The organism is Pseudarthrobacter linnaei (assembly GCF_055412825.1).
The window spans coordinates 69,311-90,534 of record NZ_JBVAYX010000005.1; the positions used below are offsets into that span (position 1 = coordinate 69,311).

General features: G+C 67.1%; 14 protein-coding genes and 1 pseudogene. 8 read left to right on the plus strand and 7 right to left on the minus strand.

Annotated features, from left to right (window positions below; genetic code table 11):
• Window positions 1-2: 2 nt before the first annotated feature.
• A complete protein-coding gene (gene argE / locus ACZYZ3_RS06805; protein WP_463963068.1) occupies window positions 3-1,241 on the minus strand; it encodes an acetylornithine deacetylase in 1,239 nt (412 codons plus the stop codon).
• Between the two features lie 225 nt (window positions 1,242-1,466).
• Window positions 1,467-2,294, minus strand: coding sequence for a helix-turn-helix domain-containing protein (locus ACZYZ3_RS06810; protein WP_463963069.1), 828 nt, complete (start codon window positions 2,292-2,294; stop codon window positions 1,467-1,469).
• Window positions 2,295-2,559: 265 nt separating this feature from the next.
• Between ACZYZ3_RS06810 and ACZYZ3_RS06815 the strand changes: the two genes are divergently transcribed.
• From ACZYZ3_RS06815 to ACZYZ3_RS06830, 4 genes are all read left to right on the plus strand, one after another.
• Window positions 2,560-3,651, plus strand: a complete 1,092-nt coding sequence (locus tag ACZYZ3_RS06815) for a type I restriction endonuclease (protein ID WP_463963210.1) — start codon at window positions 2,560-2,562, stop codon at window positions 3,649-3,651.
• Entirely contained in the window at window positions 3,648-4,316 is a 669-nt protein-coding gene (locus ACZYZ3_RS06820; RefSeq protein WP_463963070.1) for a DUF8548 family protein, read from the plus strand. Before ACZYZ3_RS06815 ends, ACZYZ3_RS06820 begins: the two co-directional genes overlap by 4 nt.
• Before the next feature lie 201 nt (window positions 4,317-4,517).
• Window positions 4,518-5,075, plus strand: a complete 558-nt coding sequence (locus ACZYZ3_RS06825; protein WP_463963071.1) for a hypothetical protein — start codon at window positions 4,518-4,520, stop codon at window positions 5,073-5,075.
• Complete coding sequence (locus ACZYZ3_RS06830) at window positions 5,072-7,963, plus strand: ATP-binding cassette domain-containing protein (protein WP_463963072.1); 2,892 nt, start codon at window positions 5,072-5,074, stop codon at window positions 7,961-7,963. Before ACZYZ3_RS06825 ends, ACZYZ3_RS06830 begins: the two co-directional genes overlap by 4 nt.
• Here the strand turns inward: ACZYZ3_RS06830 and metH are convergent.
• The 3 genes from metH to ACZYZ3_RS06845 all read right to left on the minus strand — a co-directional run bounded on the left by metH (window position 7,953) and on the right by ACZYZ3_RS06845 (window position 15,842).
• Window positions 7,953-11,615, minus strand: coding sequence for a methionine synthase (metH, locus tag ACZYZ3_RS06835; RefSeq protein WP_463963073.1), 3,663 nt, complete (start codon window positions 11,613-11,615; stop codon window positions 7,953-7,955). The genes ACZYZ3_RS06830 and metH overlap by 11 nt on opposite strands.
• 454 nt (window positions 11,616-12,069) lie before the next feature.
• Entirely contained in the window at window positions 12,070-14,106 is a 2,037-nt protein-coding gene (locus tag ACZYZ3_RS06840; RefSeq protein ID WP_463963074.1) for an ABC transporter ATP-binding protein, read from the minus strand.
• A complete protein-coding gene (locus ACZYZ3_RS06845; RefSeq protein ID WP_463963075.1) occupies window positions 14,103-15,842 on the minus strand; it encodes an ABC transporter ATP-binding protein in 1,740 nt (579 codons plus the stop codon). Before ACZYZ3_RS06845 ends, ACZYZ3_RS06840 begins: the two co-directional genes overlap by 4 nt.
• Before the next feature lie 301 nt (window positions 15,843-16,143).
• Between ACZYZ3_RS06845 and ACZYZ3_RS06850 the strand changes: the two are divergent.
• Both ACZYZ3_RS06850 and ACZYZ3_RS06855 read left to right on the plus strand, forming a co-directional pair.
• Window positions 16,144-16,743, plus strand: a pseudogene (locus ACZYZ3_RS06850) (alpha/beta fold hydrolase); the annotation flags it as partial.
• 242 nt (window positions 16,744-16,985) lie between these two features.
• Complete coding sequence (locus ACZYZ3_RS06855; RefSeq protein ID WP_463963076.1) at window positions 16,986-17,468, plus strand: DUF805 domain-containing protein; 483 nt, start codon at window positions 16,986-16,988, stop codon at window positions 17,466-17,468.
• Window positions 17,469-17,822: 354 nt separating this feature from the next.
• Here the strand turns inward: ACZYZ3_RS06855 and ACZYZ3_RS06860 are convergent, their stop codons facing one another.
• The gene (locus ACZYZ3_RS06860; RefSeq protein WP_463963077.1) at window positions 17,823-18,743 is read right to left on the minus strand and encodes a 2-hydroxyacid dehydrogenase; all 921 of its coding nucleotides are present in this window, start codon (window positions 18,741-18,743) and stop codon (window positions 17,823-17,825) included.
• 193 nt (window positions 18,744-18,936) lie between these two features.
• Here ACZYZ3_RS06860 and ACZYZ3_RS06865 point away from each other — a divergent pair, with 193 nt between their 5' ends.
• Window positions 18,937-19,863 carry a serine hydrolase gene (locus ACZYZ3_RS06865; protein WP_463963078.1) on the plus strand — a complete coding sequence of 309 codons (927 nt, stop codon included), beginning with the start codon at window positions 18,937-18,939 and terminating at the stop codon, window positions 19,861-19,863.
• Window positions 19,864-20,007: 144 nt separating this feature from the next.
• Here ACZYZ3_RS06865 and ACZYZ3_RS06870 read toward each other — a convergent pair whose 3' ends face one another.
• On the minus strand, window positions 20,008-20,175 hold the full coding sequence (locus ACZYZ3_RS06870; RefSeq protein WP_307464437.1) for a DUF8730 family Cys-rich protein: 168 nt from the start codon (window positions 20,173-20,175) through the stop codon (window positions 20,008-20,010).
• A gap of 186 nt (window positions 20,176-20,361) precedes the next feature.
• On the opposite strand from ACZYZ3_RS06870, the gene ACZYZ3_RS06875 reads away from it, so the two are divergent.
• Window positions 20,362-21,207 (plus strand): alpha/beta fold hydrolase, encoded by an 846-nt coding sequence (locus tag ACZYZ3_RS06875; RefSeq protein ID WP_463963079.1) that lies wholly within the window; start codon window positions 20,362-20,364, stop codon window positions 21,205-21,207.
• Window positions 21,208-21,224: the final 17 nt, after the last annotated feature.

Below are 21,224 nucleotides of genomic sequence, written 5' to 3' on the forward strand. Positions count from 1 at the left end.
GGCTATGCAGTCCGATCGGTCGTGGCGAGGTGACCGGCGAGAGCCTGGAGAAAACGCTCGCAGGCGGCGATCTGGGTCAGTTCGATGTATTCGTTGGCCGTATGGCCCTGGTCCATGCTCCCGGGCCCGCACACCACGGTGTCGATGCCGGCCCGCTGGAAAAGACCGGCCTCGGTGGCGTAGACCACGGACTCTTCGACGGCCTGGCCGGTGAGGTCCTGGGCCAGTTCCAGCGCGACGCGCGGGCCCTCGGGACTGAGTCCCGGGACCGTGCCCAGCGGGACCATGCGGATGTCCGCGGAGGGATTCTCCTGCTGGATTTCCACCCGCAGCCCGGCCAGATTGTCCTCGATGCGGGATATCACCGCCCCCGGGTCGTCGCCCGGAATGGTCCTGAACTCAAACTCGAAGTCGCACTTTTCGGCAACGGTGTTCACAGCCGCACCGCCACTGACGATGCCGACATTGGCGGTGGTGTACGGCACCACAAAGCTCTCATCGAACGGGCCGGACAGCCGGTATTCATCGGCGAGGGAGCGGATGAAGGCAATGGACCTGGCCGCGTATTCGATGGCATTGACGCCGGTGGTCGTCATCGAGGAGTGAGCGGCAATCCCGCTGACACTGACGCGGTAGAGCTGGCTGCTCTTGTGCGCCGAGACGGGACGCATGCTGGTGGGCTCTCCAACGAAGCACAGCCGGGGACGGATCCCGCGGGCGGCGAGCTCGGCCAGCAGAACGACGGCGCCGTGGCACCCGACCTCTTCGTCGTAGGTCCAGGCGAAGTGCAGCGGCTCCGCCAGCGGAGCGGACAGGAACTCGGACAGGAGGCCCAGGATTGCGCCGCTGAAGGCCTTCATGTCAGTGGTACCGCGGCCGTACAGCCGCCCCTCGCGGACCTCGGGTGTGAACGGCTCGCTGTCCCACTCCTGGCCGTCCACGGGGACGACGTCGGTGTGACCGGCCAGCATGATGCCGCCGGTGACCGTGCCGTCATGGGCCGGAATCGTGGCAAAAAGGTTGGCTTTGCGGCCATCCGGGCTGGGAACGATCACCGGGGTGAGTCCGTGGGCGGTGAGCTCCTCCGTCATGCTGTGAATCATCGCAAGGTTGGAATTGCGACTGGTGGTGTCGAAGGCGACCAGCTTCTTGGCCCAAGCAAGCGCGGCTGCGCTGGGGGCTGCGGTGGCAGGATTTTCAGTGGTTGGAACGTCGGTCGCCGGTGCGGTGCTGAGCGTCATGGGCAGACTCCTTGGGGTGGCGGACGGCCGGGGTGGGCGGCCGGCTGCGGCAGGCGTTGGCAGCCGGCTGGCTCCACGCGTTCCCACAAGTATTTGGCCGGCCCGCTGCCCATGTCAACACTTTGAATGCGATTTATTCATTAAATTGAATAGCCGGGTTCGTCCTGGCGAGCCTGGCAGCCCGCCGCCGATGGCTGCGTCCCGAGTCCCGGCGGGAGGCGACAGCTAGAACGACGGCGGCGTCATGGCGCCGATTAGCACCGCGTCTTCCGACGTTGAGTTGCGGTACCAGTGCGGCAGCGAGGAGTCGTAGGTCAGCGAATCGCCTTCCTCAAGGTCGTACCCCACGCCGTTGACACAGACGTGGAGCCTGCCCTGCACCATGGTCACGCACTCCTCGCCGGCATGCCTGAAGGGAGCATCCTCGTTGTCCCAGCCAGCCGCGATTTGAGCCCGGAGCATGCCCAACTGGCCGCTCATATGGGGTGTCAGGAGCTCATAGATGAGGTTATCCTCGGCAACTTCGAGGCGCCGCCTGTCCTCGCGCCGCACCAGCGCACCGCCCTGGTCCTTCGTGTCAAAAAAGCGCCCGACCGGCACTTTCAGAGCCTGGGACAGCTTAATCAGCGTGGTCAACGACGGGTTGCCCTGGCCGCGCTCGATCTGGCTGAGCAGACCCGGACTCAGGCCGGCCGCTGCCGCCAGGCTCCCGATGCTGTACCCGGCCTCGCGCCGCAACTGCAGGACCAGCGCACCCACGACCGTCATTGCCCGCTCGGCCTGATCCTCCACGCCGGGGAATTCCTGTCCTGTGCCGGTGTCGCCGCCGTGATTCTCCATCCCACGATCGTCCGCCATAGTGAAGATATCGTCAAGATAATGAATCGAAGGGTAGCCGGCAGAGTACCGCTGGCGCACGCCCACCTTGGCCGCGCGCGCGAGGACACAGCCGGCGTCCCGCCACACATGCAGAGCGGGTGGTTTTCGTCTGCCGTGGACCCCGGAGTACACGCGAAGGCTGTGGTTGTCCGCGTGGCCGCTACTAATGGTCACAGGGCATCGTAACGCCGGGCGCTTCCGACGATAGGGGTCTGGTCCTGGCTCCACAGCCTGATCCCCGCCCTCCGCACAGTGCAGACCCGCCGCCGTCGAGGCGAGGACGGCGCCGTTGACGCTGGTGCCGTCATCGCTGAGCAGGAAGGTGATCGGGGGCCAGGAGATGCGTCTGCAGCCTCAATCCCGCGCTAAACCCTGTTTTCATCAAAGTGACACAGGGCTGCGCTACGGTTGGCAGCACCATCAATTCCTAGGGGGACAATTGGAGTTTGCAGAAAAACTTTCAGCTTTGGCAGCAAAGGTGCGCCAACAACGGGGTGTAATCCAAACAGAAGAGGCAACAAAAAACGCCTTCGTCATGCCCTTCATTTCCACCATTCTTGGCTACGACGTCTTCAATCCCATGGAAGTCGTTCCGGAGTTCATCGCGGATGTAGGGCTCAAGAAGGGCGAGAAGATCGACTATGCGATCGTCAAGGACGGCGAGGTCCAGATCCTGATCGAATGCAAGAAGTCCACGGAACCAGTGAAGATCGAGCACGCATCCCAGCTTTTCCGGTACTTTGCCGTTACCAACGCCAGGATCGCGATCCTCACCAACGGCGAGGTCTACCAATTCTTCACGGACCTCGATGCACCGAACCGCATGGACGCCAAGCCGTTCCTTGTGCTCGATTTAGACGACATCGACGAATCCCTCATACCGGAGCTGCAAAAGCTGTCCAAGGACGTTTTCGATCTCGACTCGATCATCAGCGCAGCTGGCGAACTGAAATATATCGGTGAACTTAAGAGGACCCTCGCAGCACAATTCAAGGAGCCGGAGGACGAGTGGATCAAGTTCCTTACCGGACGGGTGTATCCGGGCCCCTACACCCAGAAGGTGCGCGAGCAGTTCACCGCGTTGGTAACCAAAGCGTCAAGGCAATTCCTGAACGACCAGGTGAACGAACGACTGAAGAAAGCCCTCGGCGCCCCGGCCTTCCCGCCAAATGACGACGCGACGTTGGCGGCCAGCGTTACCAGCGCACCCGTGGCCGAAGCGGATCTGGCCGAGGCTGACGGGCTGGAGACGACGCTGGAGGAAATTGAGGGGTACCAGATCGTGCGAGCCATCGTCTGCAGCGAAGTAAAGCCCGCTCGCGTGGTTCAGAGGGATGCCAAATCCTATTTCGCGGTGCTGCTGGACGACAACAACCGGAAGCCGATCGCGCGTCTGCACTTCAATCGCACCCAGAAGTACATCGGCATATTCGACGAAAGCAAGGAAGAGACCCGAGTGCCCATTAGCTCACTGGAAGAGATCTACGAGCACACGGAAGCCCTTCGCGCGAGTGTAAAGAGCTACCTGTGAGTGAAGCAGCTCCTGACCTCGACCTGCTACTGGTTGCAATCGCGGCTATGCCGACACCCTGGAAGAAATGGCCCGGCGGTTATCCCGACCGCTTGGACCTAGCGCTGGTCGATGCGGTCATGTCGATCCGTTTCCGGTACGGCAGGGAACGTAACGGTGGGTGGACTGGTGCACGCGGCGCAGTATTGCGATACGAGAAGCACACGGAGCACGTCACTTCTTCAGAGGCGATGATCCATCTGGCGGGTCAGGACCCGATTGCCCTCGAAAAGATCCTGAATCGCCAGAAAGTGCATGCAGGAAAGACCAAGGCTTTTGCCATCGTGGAAGCGGCTCAGCGCTTCGCGGCCATTGGCGTCACCGAGCCAGCGCACCTCCGACCCAACGACCCTGATCACCGGGCTCAGTACATAGGGGTTTCGGGCCTGGGTCCTGTCACGTGGGAGTACTTCACCATGCTTCTGAGCCATGACGGTGTGAAGGCAGACACCTGGATCATGGAATTCGTGAGGCGGGCGCTCGGTCGTCAGGAGACGTCTGATCGTGCCTGCGTTCTGATCAAGGAGGCCGCCAAGAAGCTCGGGGTCGAGGCGAAGGAACTAGACCACGCCATCTGGAGCTACGCCAGCACAACAAGGCTGAAGGATATGCCGGAAGTGCCCTGAGCCACCGATGCAGGAAATGCGGACGACGGCTAGATCTCGCCGTCGTCCGCGTGCGTTTGGTGGCCCTCCCGACAGCGCGGACCAGCCGCCGGCCGAGGTGGCAAGGGCCTGCGGGTTTGCGACGTTGGCTTACCTGGAGACCTAACGTCACACAACGCGACGGCCTCCGCATCCGGATCAGCAACGCCCTACCCTTGACACGTGACTTTGACTCAAATCCGCACCGCCGCCGCGACCTCCCTCGCCGCTGCCGGTCTACTGTTTACCCTCGCCGCCTGTTCCACGCCGGCCGCCACCCAACCAACCACCTCTGCCCCGGCGCCTACGGCAGCGGCTTCATCCAGCGCCGCCTCCGGGCCCTGCGCCGGTGTGAACGTCATCGTCGATTCGGGCTCCCTGAAGCAGGCCGCCGCTGATTCCTCCGTTTGCGTGACCGCGGACGGGCCGACTCCCGCTTCCAAGGTGCTGGAGGAGGCGAAGGTGAAAACCGAGGGCACAGCCGAATATCCCAACGAACTGGTCTGCCGTGTGAACGGTGTGCCCGCCGCAGACCTCGACATCGCCCACAAGGGCGGCACGTACCGGGAAGAATGCAGCAAGATGCCCGCAGCCTTCGCCTACTGGGCGCTCTGGGTGAAGCCGGCCTCCGGTGACTGGGCGTACGCGCAGGAAGGCCTGACCACCTTGCAGGTGAACCCGGGCGAGAGCCTGGAACTGCTCTACACGGTCGACGGCAAACCGGCCGCCCCCGCGGCATGACCTTTCGACCCGCGCCGTTACGCGCGGCGGCGGTCCTCGCCGTCGTCTTCATCGCGGCGCGGGTCATCTACCGCATCCTCTTCAACGGGGCGGGCATTGGCGAACCGGTGCTGCTCGACCTGCCGGCGATCCGGCTGCCCGCCCCGTACGCCCATGTGGTCCTCCTCGGTCCGGTGACGGCGCCCGGGCTGTGGGCGGCGGTCGTGTCCGCCCTGCCGATTGCCGGGATGTTCCTCGCCTTCGGGCTGCTCAACGCCTGGGTGGATGTGGCCCGAGGCTTCGTGCACCTGGCCCGCGGAGGCCCCATGCAGGGCCTGGCCCGGACGCTCGTGGTGGCGTGGGCAGCGCTTCCGGCCCTTGCCGACGCCGTGACCTCCGTCCGCCTGGCGTTCCGGTTGCGGGGCGAACGCTTCGGACCCCGCGCCCTGGTGCCGGTGCTCGAGCGCACCCTTGAGCACGCGGGCCGGGTTGCCGCGGCCCTGGAATTGCGCGGCTTCGGGAGCGGGGCAGCACACCAACCCGGCCAAGGTACCGAAACCCCGGTTCTCGTCCGGGACGCACACTTCCGCATCGGCGACGCGCAGGTGCGCGTCGCCGGCTTCACGCCGCCGAGCGGGTCCATCACGGTCATTACCGGCCCGACGGGCTCCGGCAAGTCCACCATCCTGCGGGGTATCGCCGGCCTCCTCTCCCACGTGGACGGCGGAGAAATTTCCGGTACCGTGCGCGTCGCCGGCACGGACCGTGCCACCACGCCGCCGCGCGATACCGCCCGCCTCATCGGCGTCGTATTGCAGAATCCCCGCGCGGCATTCGCCAGCACCCGGGTCCGGGACGAAATCTCCCTCGCCCTTGAGCTGCGCGGCATGGCCTCCGGGACCGCCAGGGTCCGGGTGCTGGAGGTCGCGGAGCGTATCGGAGTGTCGGCGCTGCTGGACCGGAATGTCAGCACCCTCTCAGCGGGTGAGGCAACCCTGGTTGCCATCGCCGCCGCGGTGGTGGAGCATCCTGCCCTGCTCCTGGTTGATGAGCCCCTGGCGGACCTTGATACCGCAGCTCGGCGGCACGTCATCGCCGTGCTGAAGGATCTCGCCCGCGATGACGGTGTCTGCGTCATCGTGGCGGAGCACCGGGCGGTGCAACTCGTACCGGTGGCCGATTCGTGGTGGACCATCGACGACGGCGCCCTGGTGCCGGGTGCCGCGCCATCCGCGCTTGCATCCCCTGCCGTTGCCGGTCCGACGCCGGCGGAGCCAGCGAAGCGGGCGCCCGTGCTGACTGCGGCAAATCTCGCGGTGCACCGCAAGGGCAAGCCACTCGTGCGCGAGGCATCCCTGACCCTGCACCGTGGTGAAGTGGTGGCTCTGGTGGGTCCGAACGGCGCCGGGAAGTCGTCCCTCCTGGTGGCGCTCGCCCTCGGTGAAGGAACCGTCAACGGCCGCACGGTCGACGGCGGCCGCGTCGCCCTCGTCCCGGACGCCTCAGACGACCTCTTCACCAGGGACACGGTGGCGGGAGAGCTCCGCGCGGCCGAGCGGCGCCAGGCGCGTGCCGCACGCCAGGCTCGCACCGGGCGTCACCAGGACCGGCGCAATGACCAGCTCCCCCCAAGGCCCGCGGCGTTACGTCTGGCCCGTCTGCGGGGCGAGGGCAGCATTCCCATTGGGCACGTGCATCCCCGGGACCTCTCGGCGGGAGAGCGCAGGATCTTGGCCATCGCGCTGCAGACCATGGACGACCCCCAGGTACTCCTGATCGATGAGCCCACCCGAGGACTCGATCCTGCGGCGCGCGCAGCAGTTTCGGCGGCGTTGCGGGCGGCAGCGGACTCGGGCGCGGCGGTCCTGATCGCCACGCACGATCTCGACTTCGCCGACAGCCTCGGCGCCCGGATCCTCCCGATGCGTGACGGCGTCGCACCTTCCTCCGTGGCGGCCCCGACGCCGGAGCCAGAACTCCCGCCTGCCCGGCAGGCACATGCCGGACCGAGGCCACGGGTCATTGACCAAACAGACACCCGGAGCCCGGGAAGGCAGCGCCGCATCCGGATGCCGCGGGGCGTCGAGCTCGCAGTACTGGCAGCGGCAAACGTGCTGGCCCTCGCAGCGTTCTGCTGGCCGTTGCTTGCCGCGGCCTTCCCGGAGGATGCCGCCGCGGCCCTCCCCTTCGCGGCGCTGGCCATTGCGCCGCTCGCCGCCATCGCCGTCGTCGTGTCAATGGACGGTTCGGTCCGCTCCGCGCACACGGTGGCGCTGCTCGGCGTCCTGGCCGCCGTGGGTTCCGCGGTGCGGGTGGCGAGCACCGGCGTCGGAGGTGTTGAGGCGGTGTTTATCCTGCTGATCCTGGCCGGCCGGGCCTTCGGTCCCCGCTTCGGCATGCTCCTCGGCGCCGCCACCATCACCCTCTCGAGCGCTTTGTGGGGTGGCTTCGGGCCCTGGATACCGTTCCAGATCTTCGCCTGTGCGTGGGTGGGCGCGGGGGCCGGCCTGCTCCCCCGGCAGGTGCGGGGCAAGGCCGAGCTGTGGATGCTGGGCGGCTACGGCGTCCTGGCGTCCTACCTGTTCGGCCTGCTGACCAACCTGTGGTTCTGGCCCTTCGCGGTGGGCGCCGGCACCGGCATCTCCTACGAACCCGGCGCGCCGCTGGGCATCAACCTCAGCAGTTTCCTGCTCTACTCGCTGGTGACCTCGACGGCGGGCTGGGACACCCTGCGTGCCATCACCACTGTCATCGGAATCGCCGTGGTGGGCCGGGCTATTCTCGCCGCACTCCGGCGGGTGAAGCCGGTCTCCAGCGTGGGCGGAAGTGTGGGCGGGCAGGCCGCGCAGGCCCAACCCGCCCAGTCCCAACCCGCCCAGTCCAGGGACCGGCTTCAACTCACACCTTGAAGTACTTCGCCCCCGGGTGGTGGAAGACGAACGCGTCGGTGGACTGTTCGGGGTGCAGCATCAGCTCATTGCTCAGGACCACGCCCATCCGCTCGGGCTTCAGCAGTTCGGTCACTTTGCGGCGGTCCTCCATGTCCGGGCACGCAGGGTATCCGAGCGAGAACCGCGCACCGCGGTAGTCGAGCTTGAACAGGCCGGCCTTGTCCTTGGGCTCCTCGGCCGCGAATCCCAGCTCCGAGCGGATGCGTGCATGCCAGAACTCCGCGAGCGCCTCGGTGAGCTGCATGACCAGGCCGTTGAGTTCGTAGTAGTCGCGGTACTGGTTGGCGGCGAACATCTTTGATGTGAACTCGTCGATCTTGGAGCCGGCGGTGACCAGCTGCACCGGCAGCACGTCGATCTGCCCCGATTCGCGCGGGCGGACGAAGTCGGCGAGGCACAGGTGCCGGTCGCGGCGCTGGCGCGGGAAGTCGAAGCGCAGCCGCTCGGTGCCGAGCGGGCCGCCGGAGCCGCCGTCGGGGGCGAGTAGTCCCGCGGTGCCGAGGACGCCGTCGCGGTCCTCCCCGTGGTGCAGCACCACCACCTGTTCCCCCTCGGAGACCACCGGGAAATAGCCGTACGCGACGGACGCGTCGAGCATTCCCTCGCCGAGGATACGGTCCAGCCAGTACCGCAGGCGCGGCCGGCCTTCGCGTTCCACCAGTTCCTCATAGGAGGCGCCGTCCTCGCCGCGGCCGGGCTTGAGCCCCCACTGCCCCATGAAGGTGGCGCGTTCGTCGAGGAAAGTGGAGTAGTCGTGGAGTGAGACGCCGCGCACGATGCGTGTGCCCCAGAACGGCGGCGACGGCACGTGATTGTCGGCGGCGACGTCGGAACGGCCGGGCATCGCTTCCGGCTCGGTCACCGTGAACTTCGGGCCGCTTTTATGGATTCGCTTCTTCAGCGGCGGGAGGCCGACGGCGGCCGGGTCGGCGCCGCGGGCCACCTGCACCAGCGGTTCCATCAGTGCCAGGCCCTCAAAGGCGTCCTTGGCGTACCTGACGGTTCCTTCAAACTGCTCCGCCAGGTCCTGCTCCACGTAGGCGCGGGTCAGGGCTGCGCCGCCGAGGATGATGGGCCACTTTTTCGCGAGGCCCCTCGACTGGAGTTCGGCGAGGTTCTCCTTCATCACCACGGTGGACTTTACGAGCAGCCCGGACATGCCGATCACGTCCGCGTTGTGCTCCTCCGCCGCGGCCATGATCTCGGCGATGCCCTGCTTGATGCCGATGTTGATCACTTTGTAGCCGTTGTTGGTGAGGATGATGTCCACCAGGTTCTTGCCGATGTCGTGCACGTCGCCGCGCACGGTGGCGATCACCATGGTGCCCTTGCCGGAGGAATCCGATTTCTCCATGTGCGGCTCAAGCAGGGCCACCGCGGTCTTCATCACCTCGGCGGACTGCAGCACGAACGGCAGCTGCATCTCGCCGGCTCCGAAGCGCTCGCCCACCACCTTCATGCCCTCGAGCAGCTGGTCGTTGATGATGGCGAGCGGGGTCATGCCCTCGCTGCGTGCGAGGTCGAGGTCCTCTTCAAGGCCCTTGCCCTCGCCGTCGATGATGCGCCGCGCCAGGCGTTCGCCGGTGGGCAGCGCCGCCAGTTCCGCCGCGCGCTGGTCCTTCAGCGCTGCGGTGTCGACGCCGGCGAAGAGGTCCAGCATGCTGTTCAGGGGGTCGTACGTGACGTTGCCGTCGGCGTCGTATTCGCGGCGGTCCCAGACGAGGTCCAGGGCCACCTTGCGCTGCTCCTCCGGCAGGGACGCGAGCGGCACGATCTTGGCGGCGTCGATGATGCCGCTGGACAGTCCCGCCTGCACGGCTTCGTGCAGGAACACCGAGTTCAGGGCCATGCGCGCTGCCGGGTTCAGGCCGAAGGAGACGTTGGAGACGCCGAGCGTGGTGTGGATGCCGGGGTACTTCGCGGTGATCTGGCGGATGGCCTCGATCGTTTCGATGCCGTCCCGGCGGGTTTCTTCCTGGCCGGTGGCGATGGGGAAGGTCAGGCAGTCGACGATGATGTCTTCCACGCGCATCCCCCATTCACCCACCAGGGAATCGATCAGGCGCGAGGCGATGGCCACCTTGCCCTCGGTGGTGCGTGCCTGGCCCTGTTCGTCGATGGTCAGGGCGATCACGGCGGTACCGTGTTCCTTCACGAGGGGCATGATGCGCCCGAAGCGGCTGTCCGGGCCGTCGCCGTCCTCGTAGTTGACGGAGTTGATCACCGGGCGCCCGCCGATGTGTTCGAGCCCGGCCTGCAGCACGTGCGGTTCGGTGGAGTCGATGACGAGCGGGAGCGTGGAGGCCGACGCGAAACGCGAGACGATCTCCTTCATGTCGGCCACGCCGTCGCGCCCCACGTAATCAATACAGACGTCGAGCAGGTGCGCGCCGACGCGGACCTGCCCGCGGGCGATGTCGACGCAGTCGTCCCAGCGCTCGTCGAGCATCGCCTGGCGGAAGGCTTTCGAACCGTTCGCGTTGGTGCGCTCGCCAATGGCGAGGTACGCGGACTCCTGGTCGAAATTCACGTGATGGTAGAGGGAAGCGATGCCTGCTTCCCTCTCGGTGGGAACGCGGCTGCCACCATTCCCACCGGCGGAGCCGTTCCCGCCGCTGGAGACGGCGGCGCTGGCGCGCAAGGGCGCAAGACGTTCGACGACGGCGGCCATGTGCTCCGGCGTCGTACCGCAACAGCCGCCCACCAGGCCCAGGCCGAATTCGCGCACGAACTGCTCGTGCGCGGTGGCGAGTTGGCTGGGCGAGAGCGGATAGTGCGCGCCGTTGGCGCCAAGGACGGGGAGGCCGGCGTTGGGCATGCAGGCGATCGCTACGGAGGACTGCTTGGCCAGGTGGCGCAGATGCTCGCTCATCTCATCCGGACCGGTGGCGCAGTTCAGGCCGATGGCGTCGACGCCGAGCGGCTCGAGCGCGGTGAGCGCGGCGCCGATTTCGGATCCCATCAGCATGGTTCCGGTGGTTTCGACCGTCACCTCGACGAAGATGGGGAGCCGGACGCCGCGGGCCACGATGGCCTGCTTGCAGCCGTTGACCGCGGCTTTGGTCTGCAGGAGGTCCTGGCTGGTTTCGATGAGGAAGGCATCCGCTCCCCCGTCGATGAGGCCCCCGGCCTGCAGGGCGAAGGTCTGCTTGAGGTAGTCGTAGCTGGTGTGCCCGAGGCTCGGGAGCTTGGTGCCCGGCCCCATCGAGCCCAGGACCCACCGCATCCGTCCGTCTGTTTTTTCTGCCGCCTCAGCGCGGTCACGGGCGATCTCCGCACCCTTCCGGGCGAGCTCCTCAATCCGGTCATCGATGCCGTAGTCGGAGAGGTTTGACCAGTTCGCGCCGAAGGTGTTCGTTTCGACCGCGTCGATGCCCACTGCGAAGTACGCGTCATGAATGTCCGCGAGGACATCGGGACGCGTGGCGTTGAGGATCTCGTTACAGCCTTCCAGCCCCAGGAAATCGTCCTCGAGGGACAATTCCCGGTCCTGCAGCATCGTGCCCATCGCCCCATCGGCAATGACGACCCGATGGTTCACCGCATCCAGCAGCTCCTGCGAACGGACGGGGCGGGGGACGGAGTCGATATCGAGCGCAAAACGAGGCATCCAAACAGGTTACGTGTGGGGCCTGCAAGTTGCGCTGTGTGTCCGTGTACTACGGCGGCGGGTGGTGGGAAGTTCTGCCTGTCACAAGAACGAGCGGTCGACGGCGGGATTGCCGGGGCTCCGAGAGCCAGGCGCCGCAGCGGGACAGCACCCGGGCATACTTGTTCGGTCGGTGTCCGCGACGACGTGGCGGGGCATCTGTGCGGCGCACTGATCGGGGCTAAATTTGAGCCTTGATGCAGTGGGCGGCGGGGATGGATCCGGTGCGATATTAGGTGGCGGCGGCGTGAGGTGCCGCGCAGCCAGCCACGTAGATCAAACGCTTCGGACCTAAGCAAGCATCCCGAAAACTCCGCAACCATCGCCTATATCGGATATTACGTAAGGTTGAGCCGTCCAGAGACGATCCGTACCTCTACGCCTCGGGAGCGACAAGAAACGTCTTGCATGTCCCCTAGACCTCCGCCACCGGAGCCGCGAACTGCGCCGCGTACAGCTCCGCGTAAGCCCCGGCGGCCGCCAGCAGCTCAGCGTGCGTCCCCTGCTCCACGATCTGGCCGTCCTCCATCACCAGGATGAGGTCGGCGTCGCGGATGGTGGAAAGGCGGTGCGCGATCACGAAACTCGTCCGGTCCGAGCGCAGTGCGCTCATCGCCTTCTGGACCAGCACCTCGGTGCGGGTGTCCACCGAGCTGGTGGCCTCGTCCAGGATCAGCACCGACGGGCGGGCCAGGAATGCCCGCGCGATCGTCAGCAGCTGCTTCTCCCCGGCGGAGACGTTGCCGCCCTCGTCGTCGAGCACCGTGTCATAGCCCTCCGGCAAGGACCGGACGAACCGGTCCACGTACGTCGCCCGCGCCGCCTCCAGGATCTCGACCTCCGACGCAGCGGGCCGGCCGTAGGCGATGTTGTCCCGGATGGTCCCGCCGAACAGCCAGGTGTCCTGCAGCACCATGCCCATCCGCGAGCGCAGCTCATCCCGGGTCATCGCGGTGACGTCCACGCCGTCGAGCGTGATCCGCCCGGCGTCGAGCTCGTAGAAGCGCATCATCAGGTTCACCAGCGTGGTCTTGCCCGCCCCGGTGGGCCCAACGATGGCCACGGTCTGCCCCGGCTCGGCCACCAGGTTCAGGTCCGCAATAAGCGGCTTGTCCGGCGAATACGCGAACGAGACGTTCTCGAACACCAGCTTCCCCCGCGTCGCCGCGGGAGCGACCCCGGGAGTGGGATCGGGCGATTGCTCCTCGGTGTCGAGCAGCTCGAACACCCGCTCGGCCGAGGCCACGCCGGACTGCAGCAGGTTCGCCATCGACCCCAGCTGGGCCAGCGGCTGGGTGAACTGGCGCGAGTACTGGATGAACGCCTGCACATCCCCGAGCTGCATCGCGCCGGCGGCCACCTGCAGCCCGCCCACCACGGCGATCCCCACATAAACCAGGTTCCCGATGAACGTCATGGCCGGCATGATCAGGCCGGAGACGAACTGCGCGCCGAAGCTGGCCTCATACAGCTCCGCGTTCTTCTGCCGGAACCGCTCCTCCACCTCCCGCTGCCGGCCGAACACCTTCACCAGCGCGTGCCCGGTGTAGGTCTCCTCGATCTGCCCGTTCAGCTCCCCGGTGTGCTTCCATTGCGCCACGAACAGCTTCTGCGAGCGCTTGGCGATCAGCGCCGTCGTCACCAGCGTCAGCGGCACGGTGACCAGCGCGATCAGGGCGAGGGTGGGCGAGAGGATGAACATCATCACCAGCACCCCCAGCACGGTCAGCAGCGACGTGACCGCCTGGCTGATGGACTGCTGCAGGCTCTGGGAGATGTTGTCCACGTCGTTGGTGACCCGGCTCAGTAGCTCGCCGCGCTGGACCGTGTCAAAGTAGCGCAGCGGCAGCTTGTTGATCTTGGCCTCGATCCGCTCGCGCAGCCGGAACATGGTGCGCTGCACGACGCCGTTGAGGATGTATGCCTGCATCCACATAAAGCCCGAGGCCAGCACGTACAGCACCAGCGCCCAGAGCAGCACGGTGGCCAGCGCGGCGAAGTCGATCCCGGCGCCGGGGGTCAGCGTCATTGCACTGAGCATGTCCGCCTGCTGGTCCTGCCCCTCGGCGCGCAGCTGCGCGATCAGCTGCTCCTGGCTCACCCCGGCCGGCAGGTCCTTGGACACGACGCCGGCGAAGATCAGGTTGGTGCCCTCCCCCAGAAGCCGCGGCCCGATCACCGAGAACGCCACACTCACGACGGCGAGCATCAGGACCACCACCAGCCAGAACCGCTCGGGCCGGAGCTGGCCCAGCAGCCGTTTAGCGGAGGGGCCGAAGTTCGTGGCCTTTTCCGCCGGGACGTTCATCCCGGCGAACGGTCCGCCGTGGCCGGGGCCGCCGCGCGGACGGGGGATGCGTTCGACGGCGGGAGCAGCACCGGGAGCCCCGGTTCCCCCGCCATCCGGCGTGCCCGGAGCGGCGGCCGGCCCGATGCGGTTCGGAGCGCTCATGCCGCCTCCTCCGCCGCGAGCTGGGAGTTCACGATCTCCTGGTAGGTCTCCGAGGTCTCCAGCAGCTCCTCGTGCGTGCCGTGCGCGACCAGCCGGCCGCCGTCGAGCACCAGGATCTGGTCCGCGTCGAGAATGCTGGAGACCCGCTGGGCGATGATCACCAGGGTGGCGCCGGCGGTGTGCTGCCGGAGGGCCTGCCGCAGCCGTGCGTCGGTGGCGGTGTCCAGCGAGGAGAAGGAGTCGTCGAAGATGTACAGCTCGGGGCGTTTCACCAGTGCCCGGGCGATCGCGATCCGCTGCCGCTGCCCGCCGGAGACGTTGGTGCCGCCCTGCGAGATCGGCGCGTCCAGCCCGCCCTCCATTTCCCGGACGAAGTCGTCCGCCTGCGCAATGGACAGCGCCTGCCAGAGTTCGTCCTCGGTGGCGTCGGGTTTGCCGTAGAGCAGGTTGCTCCGCACCGTGCCGGAGAACAGGTAAGGCCGCTGCGGGACCAGGCCGATGTGTCCCCAGAGCAGGTCCGGGTGCAGCTCGCGGACGTCCACGCCGTCGATCCGGACCGAGCCGGCGGTGGCGTCGAAGAGCCGCGGCATCAGGTTCACCAGGGTGGTCTTGCCGGAGCCGGTGGCGCCGATGATCGCCGTCGTCTGCCCCGCCCGGGCGGTGAAGCTGATCCCGGACAGGACCGGCTGCTCGGCCCCCGGGTAGGCGAACCCGACGTCGCGCATTTCCAGTTCGCCTCGGCCGGTGCGGCCTTCAAAGCCCACCGGATGCTCCGGCGGCCGGACGCTGGACTCGGTGCCGAGGACCTGCCCGATCCGGTCCGCAGAGACCGCCGCGCGCGGGATCATGACCGCCATGAAGGTGGCCATCATGACGGACATCAGGATCTGCATGAGGTAGCTCAGGAACGCGATCATGGTGCCCACCTGCATGGAGCCGTCCTGGATCCGGAACGCGCCGAACCAGATCACGGCCACACTCGAGACGTTCAGGACCAGCATCACGGTGGGGAACGCGAGCGCCATCAGCCGGCCGGCGCGCAGGGCGGTGTCCGTGACGTCCTCGTTGGCCCGGGCGAAGCGGGCGGTCTCCACGTCCTCGCGGACGAAGGCGCGGACCACGCGGATGCCGGTGAGCTGTTCGCGCAACACCCGGTTCACGGTGTCGATCCGGGTCTGCATGAGCCGGAACAGCGGCACCATCCGGGTGATGATCAGCCCCACCGCCCCCATCAGCACCGGCACGCTGACCGCGATCAGCCAGGACAGCTGCACGTCCTGCCGGATCGCCATGATCACCCCGCCGACACTCAGCATGGGCGCGGCCACCATCAGGGTCGCGGACATCAGCACCAGCTGCTGGACCTGCTGGACGTCGTTGGTGGAGCGGGTGATCAGGCTCGGCGCGCCGAAGCGGGTGACCTCCTGCTCGGAGAAGGCCGCCACGCGGCTGAAGATCGCCCCGCGCACGTCCCGGCCCATCGCCATCGCCGCCTTCGCCCCGAAATACACGGCCGCGATGGCGCAGGCGATCTGCAGCAGGGTCACCAGCAGCATCACCCCGCCGATGCGCAGGATGTAGTCCGTGTCCCCCCTCGCCACCCCCTGGTCGATGATGTCCGCGTTCAGGGTGGGCAGGTACAGCGAGGCGATGGACTGCGCCAGCTGGAAGACGACGACGGCGAGCAGCAGCCTGCGTTGCGGTGCCAGGTATTCAACGAGCAGTTTCCAGAGCATCCGTACTCCCAGCCACGCGGTGTTTCCCGCTAGGTGATCCGGAGGTCAGTTTACGTCCGGATGCTGGGTGCGGACCGTGCCCTGTCAGGGCGAACCCCGCTGTCGGCGTTCGGCGGCCATCTGCCGGCTGGTCAAAGTCCAAGCCTTGATGTGTTCCCTCTCGAAGTCTTCACCATGGCCGTCAAGGGCCAAAGCCCACCAGTCCTCGCCTGCTTGCGTCATCTCCCGAGCGCCAATAGGTTGACGGTGTGCAAGCGCGCAGACCCCACCACCCCGCCACGGAGGCCGCTGGCATTGTTGCCGTTCGTCCTGGAGAAATGAGGAAGACATATCCAGTTTTGTGGCTACCGCCCTGAATGACCGTATCGCCTTCGACATGCGCGGAACCGGCCCGTCGGTGATCTTCGTCGCCGGCGCTGGCCCGTGGCGCGAGATCGATCCGGCCACCACCGCAACGGCCGAGCTTCTCGCCGACAGAGGGTTCACCACGGTGGTTGATGACCGCGTGGGCCGAGGCGAGAGTAGCGCCGACGCCCCGATCTCCCTCAACAGGGAACTGGCTGCGATCACCGCTCTCGTCGAAGCGGTGGGCGGGAGCACCGTGCTGTGCGGGCATTCGTCCGGGTGTTCACTCTCCCTGTTCGCCGCTGCGAACGGTGTCCCGGTGACCGGGCTCGCCCTCTGGGAGGCCCCCTTGGCCCCGCCTGGCAGCGGTGCGAGGGAGCTTGCGGATGACCTCCGCGTCCTGATCGCCGCGGGGGAACGGGGGCGCGCCCTCGAGCTGTACATGCGGGACATGCCGCCTGAGATTCTTGAGATCGTCCGAGCGATCCCGGCGATGATCAATCAGGCGGACAGTCTCCAGCCTGACGCGGACTCCCTGGCATGGGCGGAATCGGCACCGCATCAACCAGCCAAGCGGGCCGGGGGTTCCCTCGCGGCCCCGGTGGTTCCAAGTGGTCCGCACCTGCCTGCCGGTATTCCACGGCCAAGCCGCTGTTCGGGACAGGTCCGGTGTTTTCGCAGGTCAAGCCCTATAGGGGGACGAGAGGACACACTCGAAGAATTCATCTGCGGGACCCGTTCCGGCTGGATTCCGCCCCTAGGATGGACCGTCAGCGCACATCAAACAAGGAGATCCACTTGTCGAACACACAGCAGTACCAGCAGGTCAAGCCCGTCGGCGCCGTCCCCCTGTGGGCACCGTACTATGGTGCACCGATCGGGGAGGCCGCGCAGCGCTTCTTCAAGAAATACGCCACGTTCACCGGACGCGCCAGCCGCAGCGAATACTGGTGGTGGACCCTCATTTCAAGTGCGGTCTCCATCGTCTTGAACGTCATCATGTCCGTGGCCGGTGCAGCGGGTTCGACTACTGACGCAACCGGCGCCACAGTGCCGGGCCCCGGCGCCGTCGTCGGTATCATCCTTCTGGCCATCTGGGCCCTGGCGGTCATGGTCCCGTCCCTGGCGCTGGTTGTGCGCCGACTCCACGACGTGAACTTCAGCGGCTGGATGGTCCTTATCGGGCTCGTGCCGTTCCTCGGCAGCCTGGCGCTGCTGGTCTTCATGATCCTGCCGTCCAAGCCGGAGGGGCAGCGCTTCGACGTCCCTGCGGCCGTTTAGTTTCACTGCCGGGTACCAGCACCCCGTTGGGGCCCGGCGTTGATGTTTGTCGGGACCATTCCCCGCGCGGTTCTCGCGCCGGCCGATCTGTTCGTCCCTGCGACGAAGAGGCCGCGCGGGGCCGCGGACGTAGCAAAGCCGCACGACAGGCTCGCGCTGCGTGCAGATTCGCCTGCGAGGTTGGGGCTCGAAATATTCTTGTGGAAACGATGCCCAATAAAGGGCTGCTCGCGCGGGGAGCCACCTGCGGGCAGGCGGACGATGCGTACTGCTTGATCTTTGCCGACCCACGGCAGCGTGGTCGGCGTCGTGGACACCGTGCGGCAACCCGACGCCGCCCGAGCAGCCCGGCAGTTAGCCGCCCAGCACCACGTTCACCGGGGGTTCGCCCGCGAGCATGAGCTCGATCTGCCGCTGGACGAGCTTCCCCATCCTTGGCCGCATGGCCGAGCTGGCCCCGCCCACGTGCGGGCTGATGATGACGCCGGGGGTCCGCCACAGCGGGTGGTCCTGCGGCAGCGGCTCGGGGTCGGTGACGTCCAGGGCGGCGCGGATCCGGCCGGTGCCGGTGTGCCGGACCAGGGCGTCGGTGTCCGCGACCGGTCCGCGGGCCACGTTGACGACCAGGGCGCCGTCGGGCATGGCCGCGAGGAAGGCGTCATCGATGAGGTGGCGGGTGGCGTCGCTGAGCGGCACGCCCACGATCACGATGTCGTGCTCCGGCAGCAAGGTGTGCAGCTCCGCGATGCCGTGGACGTGGCCGCGCGGGTCCGTCCGTTCCCTGCTCGCCACCCGGGTCACGGTGGTTTCGAAGGGCAGGAGGCGGTCCTCGATCGTCCTGCCCACACCGCCGTAGCCGACTATCAGCACCCGCCGGTCCGCGAGGCTGGCGGTGGGCCGGGTCTCCCAGCGGCCCTCCTGCTGGTTCTGCAGCAGCCGCGGGAACTCACGCTGGCTGGCCAGGATCAGGGCCAGGGTCAGTTCGGCGGTGGAGGTCTCGTGGACACCGGCGGCGTTCGCGAACACCCGGCCCGCGGGCAGCGATTCCGCGACTCCGTCGTACCCGATCGACTGGCTCTGCACGAGCTCGGTGTCCACCGATTCCAGGCCGCGCAGGATCTCCGTGCTGCCCATGTACGGCTGGACCACGATGTCCAGACGCGGCCGGGGCGGCTCCCCGGTCAGGTCCCACTCCAGGACGGTGACGTCGGGGTGGGGCTGGAGATACTCGCGCAGGGTCGGGTCCGGCAGGCTCATGGCTATTTTCCTCGGCATAGCTGCCAGCCTAATGGTGCAGAGGCCCCCGGACGGCGCTTCCGCCGTGGGCCGTGTCACACGTCCGGTGCCGTGCCGGCCGGGAGTTTGCCCTCACCTTCGCGCCGCCCCGCGCGGCATTTGGACATGCCCATTCCCCGGGCATACATTGCAGGAAACCCCTGCCCCTAACTGACCTGGAAGGTCCTGCACCATGAACACCTCGGGACCCTCCCGTCCGCCCGCCACGCCCCTCACAGCCGGGGCGAAGCTGCTCCTGGTCTGGGCGGCCACGGCCCTGCTGCTGCTGGGCACGGTGACCGTCGCCGTCGTCCGCACCGGGCCGGTTCCCGGGACGGAGTTCCTCGCAGGCCCGGTGGACCCGTGGCAGGACCCGTGGCACGAACAGCCCGGGGACGACGCCCCGGCGGCGCAGGCCCCGCAGGCCGCCGTCGACCTCGACGCCCTCGACGCCGGGGTGCGGCGGGTCCTGGCCGAAAACTCCGGCTACCGGATCGGCGTCGTCCTCGCGGACACCCACGGCGGTGAACCGCGCGGCTACGGTGACGGGTCCGATTTTGTAGCCGCCAGCACCGCCAAGATCATTACGGCGGCCGCCTACTACCATCTGGTGGAGACCGGCGAGAAGTCGCTGGACGTGCCGCTGGGGAGCTACAACGCCGCGTTCCAGATCCAGGCGATGGTCAATGCGAGCAGCAACGACGCCTGGCTGCTGCTGATGCAGGACATCGGCTACCCCCGGCTGATCGAGTACGCCGCGTCGATCGGGATCAGTTACGACCCGGAGCAGAACCTGCTGACCCCTGCCGAGATGGCGGACCTGCTCAAACAGCTGTCCACGGGCAAACTGCTCAACGCGGAGCACACGCAGGAGCTGCTCGGCCACATGCAGCAGACGAACAACGAACGGCTCATTCCGGCTGCCGTCGGCCCGGGCATCACGGTGCAGCACAAGTACGGCCATCTGGAGGGCTATGTCCACGACGCGGCCCTCCTGAGCTCCGGCGACCGGTCCTACGCGCTGACCATCTACAGCTGGGGCGAGGATGGCGAGAGCGAGGAACGCCTGGCCATGATCCACGATCTGACGGATGTGGTCACAAAGGCGGTGCTGGGGTAGCGGGAGCCACGCGGGTGCGTGAGTGCGGACGGCGTCAGCGCTGGGCCTTAACGCCCGGGCTGACGTAAGCGCCCGGGCTGTTAACGCGCCGAACCCCGCTGCACGGTGTGCAACGGGGTCCCGCGCTCCAGCTGGAGAACCGGCTTAGCGGCCGAAGAGCTTGGCGAAGAAGCCGGTCTTGGTGCTGACTTCACCCTCGTGACCCTTGCAGCGGTCGGCGCTCTTGACGCCCCGCATGACCGAGTCAACGTGCTGGCCGCAGCCGGCCCAAGTGGTCTTACCGCACTTCTTGCATGCAACCTGTCGGCACATCTGGTTCTCCTTGTTGGTAGGTCCGTTATTACTACTATACCCCTAGGGGTATTTGGGTCCAAATGCGCGCCGCCAATCGCGCGGGAACACCCTGCGGCCTGCCGGCGTTGGTTCCGTACAGTGGCACCAGCGCTGCGCCGCTCCTGCACGAACTGACTTCCGAACCGTACCGAGAGGACCGCTGACATGGCTTACATCAAGGTTGGAACCGAGAACAGCACCGACATCGAGCTCTACTACGAAGACCACGGGACCGGGCAGCCGGTGGTCCTGATCCACGGCTACCCGCTGGACGGCTCCTCCTGGGAGAAGCAGACCACGGCCCTGCTGGGCGCCGGCTACCGGGTCATCACCTACGACCGCCGCGGCTTCGGCCAGTCCAGCAAGCCCACCGACGGCTACGACTACGCCACCTTCGCCGCCGACCTCAACACCCTGCTCACCGCACTGGACCTGGACGACGTCGTGCTGGTGGGCTTCTCGATGGGAACCGGCGAGGTGGGCCGGTACCTCGGCAGCTACGGTTCGGCCCGGGTGGCGAAGGCTGTGTTCCTCGGCTCACTGGAGCCCTACGTCCTGCAGGCCGAGGACAACCCCGACGGCGTCCCGCAGTCCGTGTTCGACGGCCTGTTGGAGGCTGTTACCACGGACCGCTACGCCTTCTTCACCGAGTTCTTCAAGAACTTCTACAACAGCGATACCTTCCTCGGCACGCCCCGGCTCAGCGAGGAAGTCATGCGGGCGGGCTGGAACCTGGCAACCTCGGGCGGCCCCACGGCCTCCGCGGCCGCCCAGCCCTCCTGGCTCACCGACTTCCGCGCCGACATCCCCAAGATCGATGTCCCGGCCCTGATCGTGCACGGCACCGCGGACAGGATCCTGCCGATCGACGTCACGGGCCGGCGCTTCACCAAGGCCCTGCCCGGCGCCGAATACGTGGAGATTGAGGGCGCCCCGCACGGCATGCTCTGGACCCACGCCGCCGAGGTCAACGAGGTGCTGCTGGGCTTCCTGGGGACGCCGCGGGCGTAGCCCGAGCCGGCCCGGGC

Coding starts and splice junctions, on each gene's coding strand:
- metH (WP_463963073.1), bottom strand. CDS start 11,615: ATGCCTCGTTTTGCGCTCGATATCGACTCCGTCCCCCGCCCCGTCCGT.
- ACZYZ3_RS06845 (WP_463963075.1), bottom strand. CDS start 15,842: ATGCTCTGGAAACTGCTCGTTGAATACCTGGCACCGCAACGCAGGCTG.
- ACZYZ3_RS06870 (WP_307464437.1), bottom strand. CDS start 20,175: ATGTGCCGACAGGTTGCATGCAAGAAGTGCGGTAAGACCACTTGGGCC.
- ACZYZ3_RS06865 (WP_463963078.1), top strand. CDS start 18,937: ATGAACACCTCGGGACCCTCCCGTCCGCCCGCCACGCCCCTCACAGCC.
- ACZYZ3_RS06860 (WP_463963077.1), bottom strand. CDS start 18,743: ATGCCGAGGAAAATAGCCATGAGCCTGCCGGACCCGACCCTGCGCGAG.
- argE (WP_463963068.1), bottom strand. CDS start 1,241: ATGACGCTCAGCACCGCACCGGCGACCGACGTTCCAACCACTGAAAAT.
- ACZYZ3_RS06830 (WP_463963072.1), top strand. CDS start 5,072: ATGACCTTTCGACCCGCGCCGTTACGCGCGGCGGCGGTCCTCGCCGTC.
- ACZYZ3_RS06840 (WP_463963074.1), bottom strand. CDS start 14,106: ATGAGCGCTCCGAACCGCATCGGGCCGGCCGCCGCTCCGGGCACGCCG.
- ACZYZ3_RS06875 (WP_463963079.1), top strand. CDS start 20,362: ATGGCTTACATCAAGGTTGGAACCGAGAACAGCACCGACATCGAGCTC.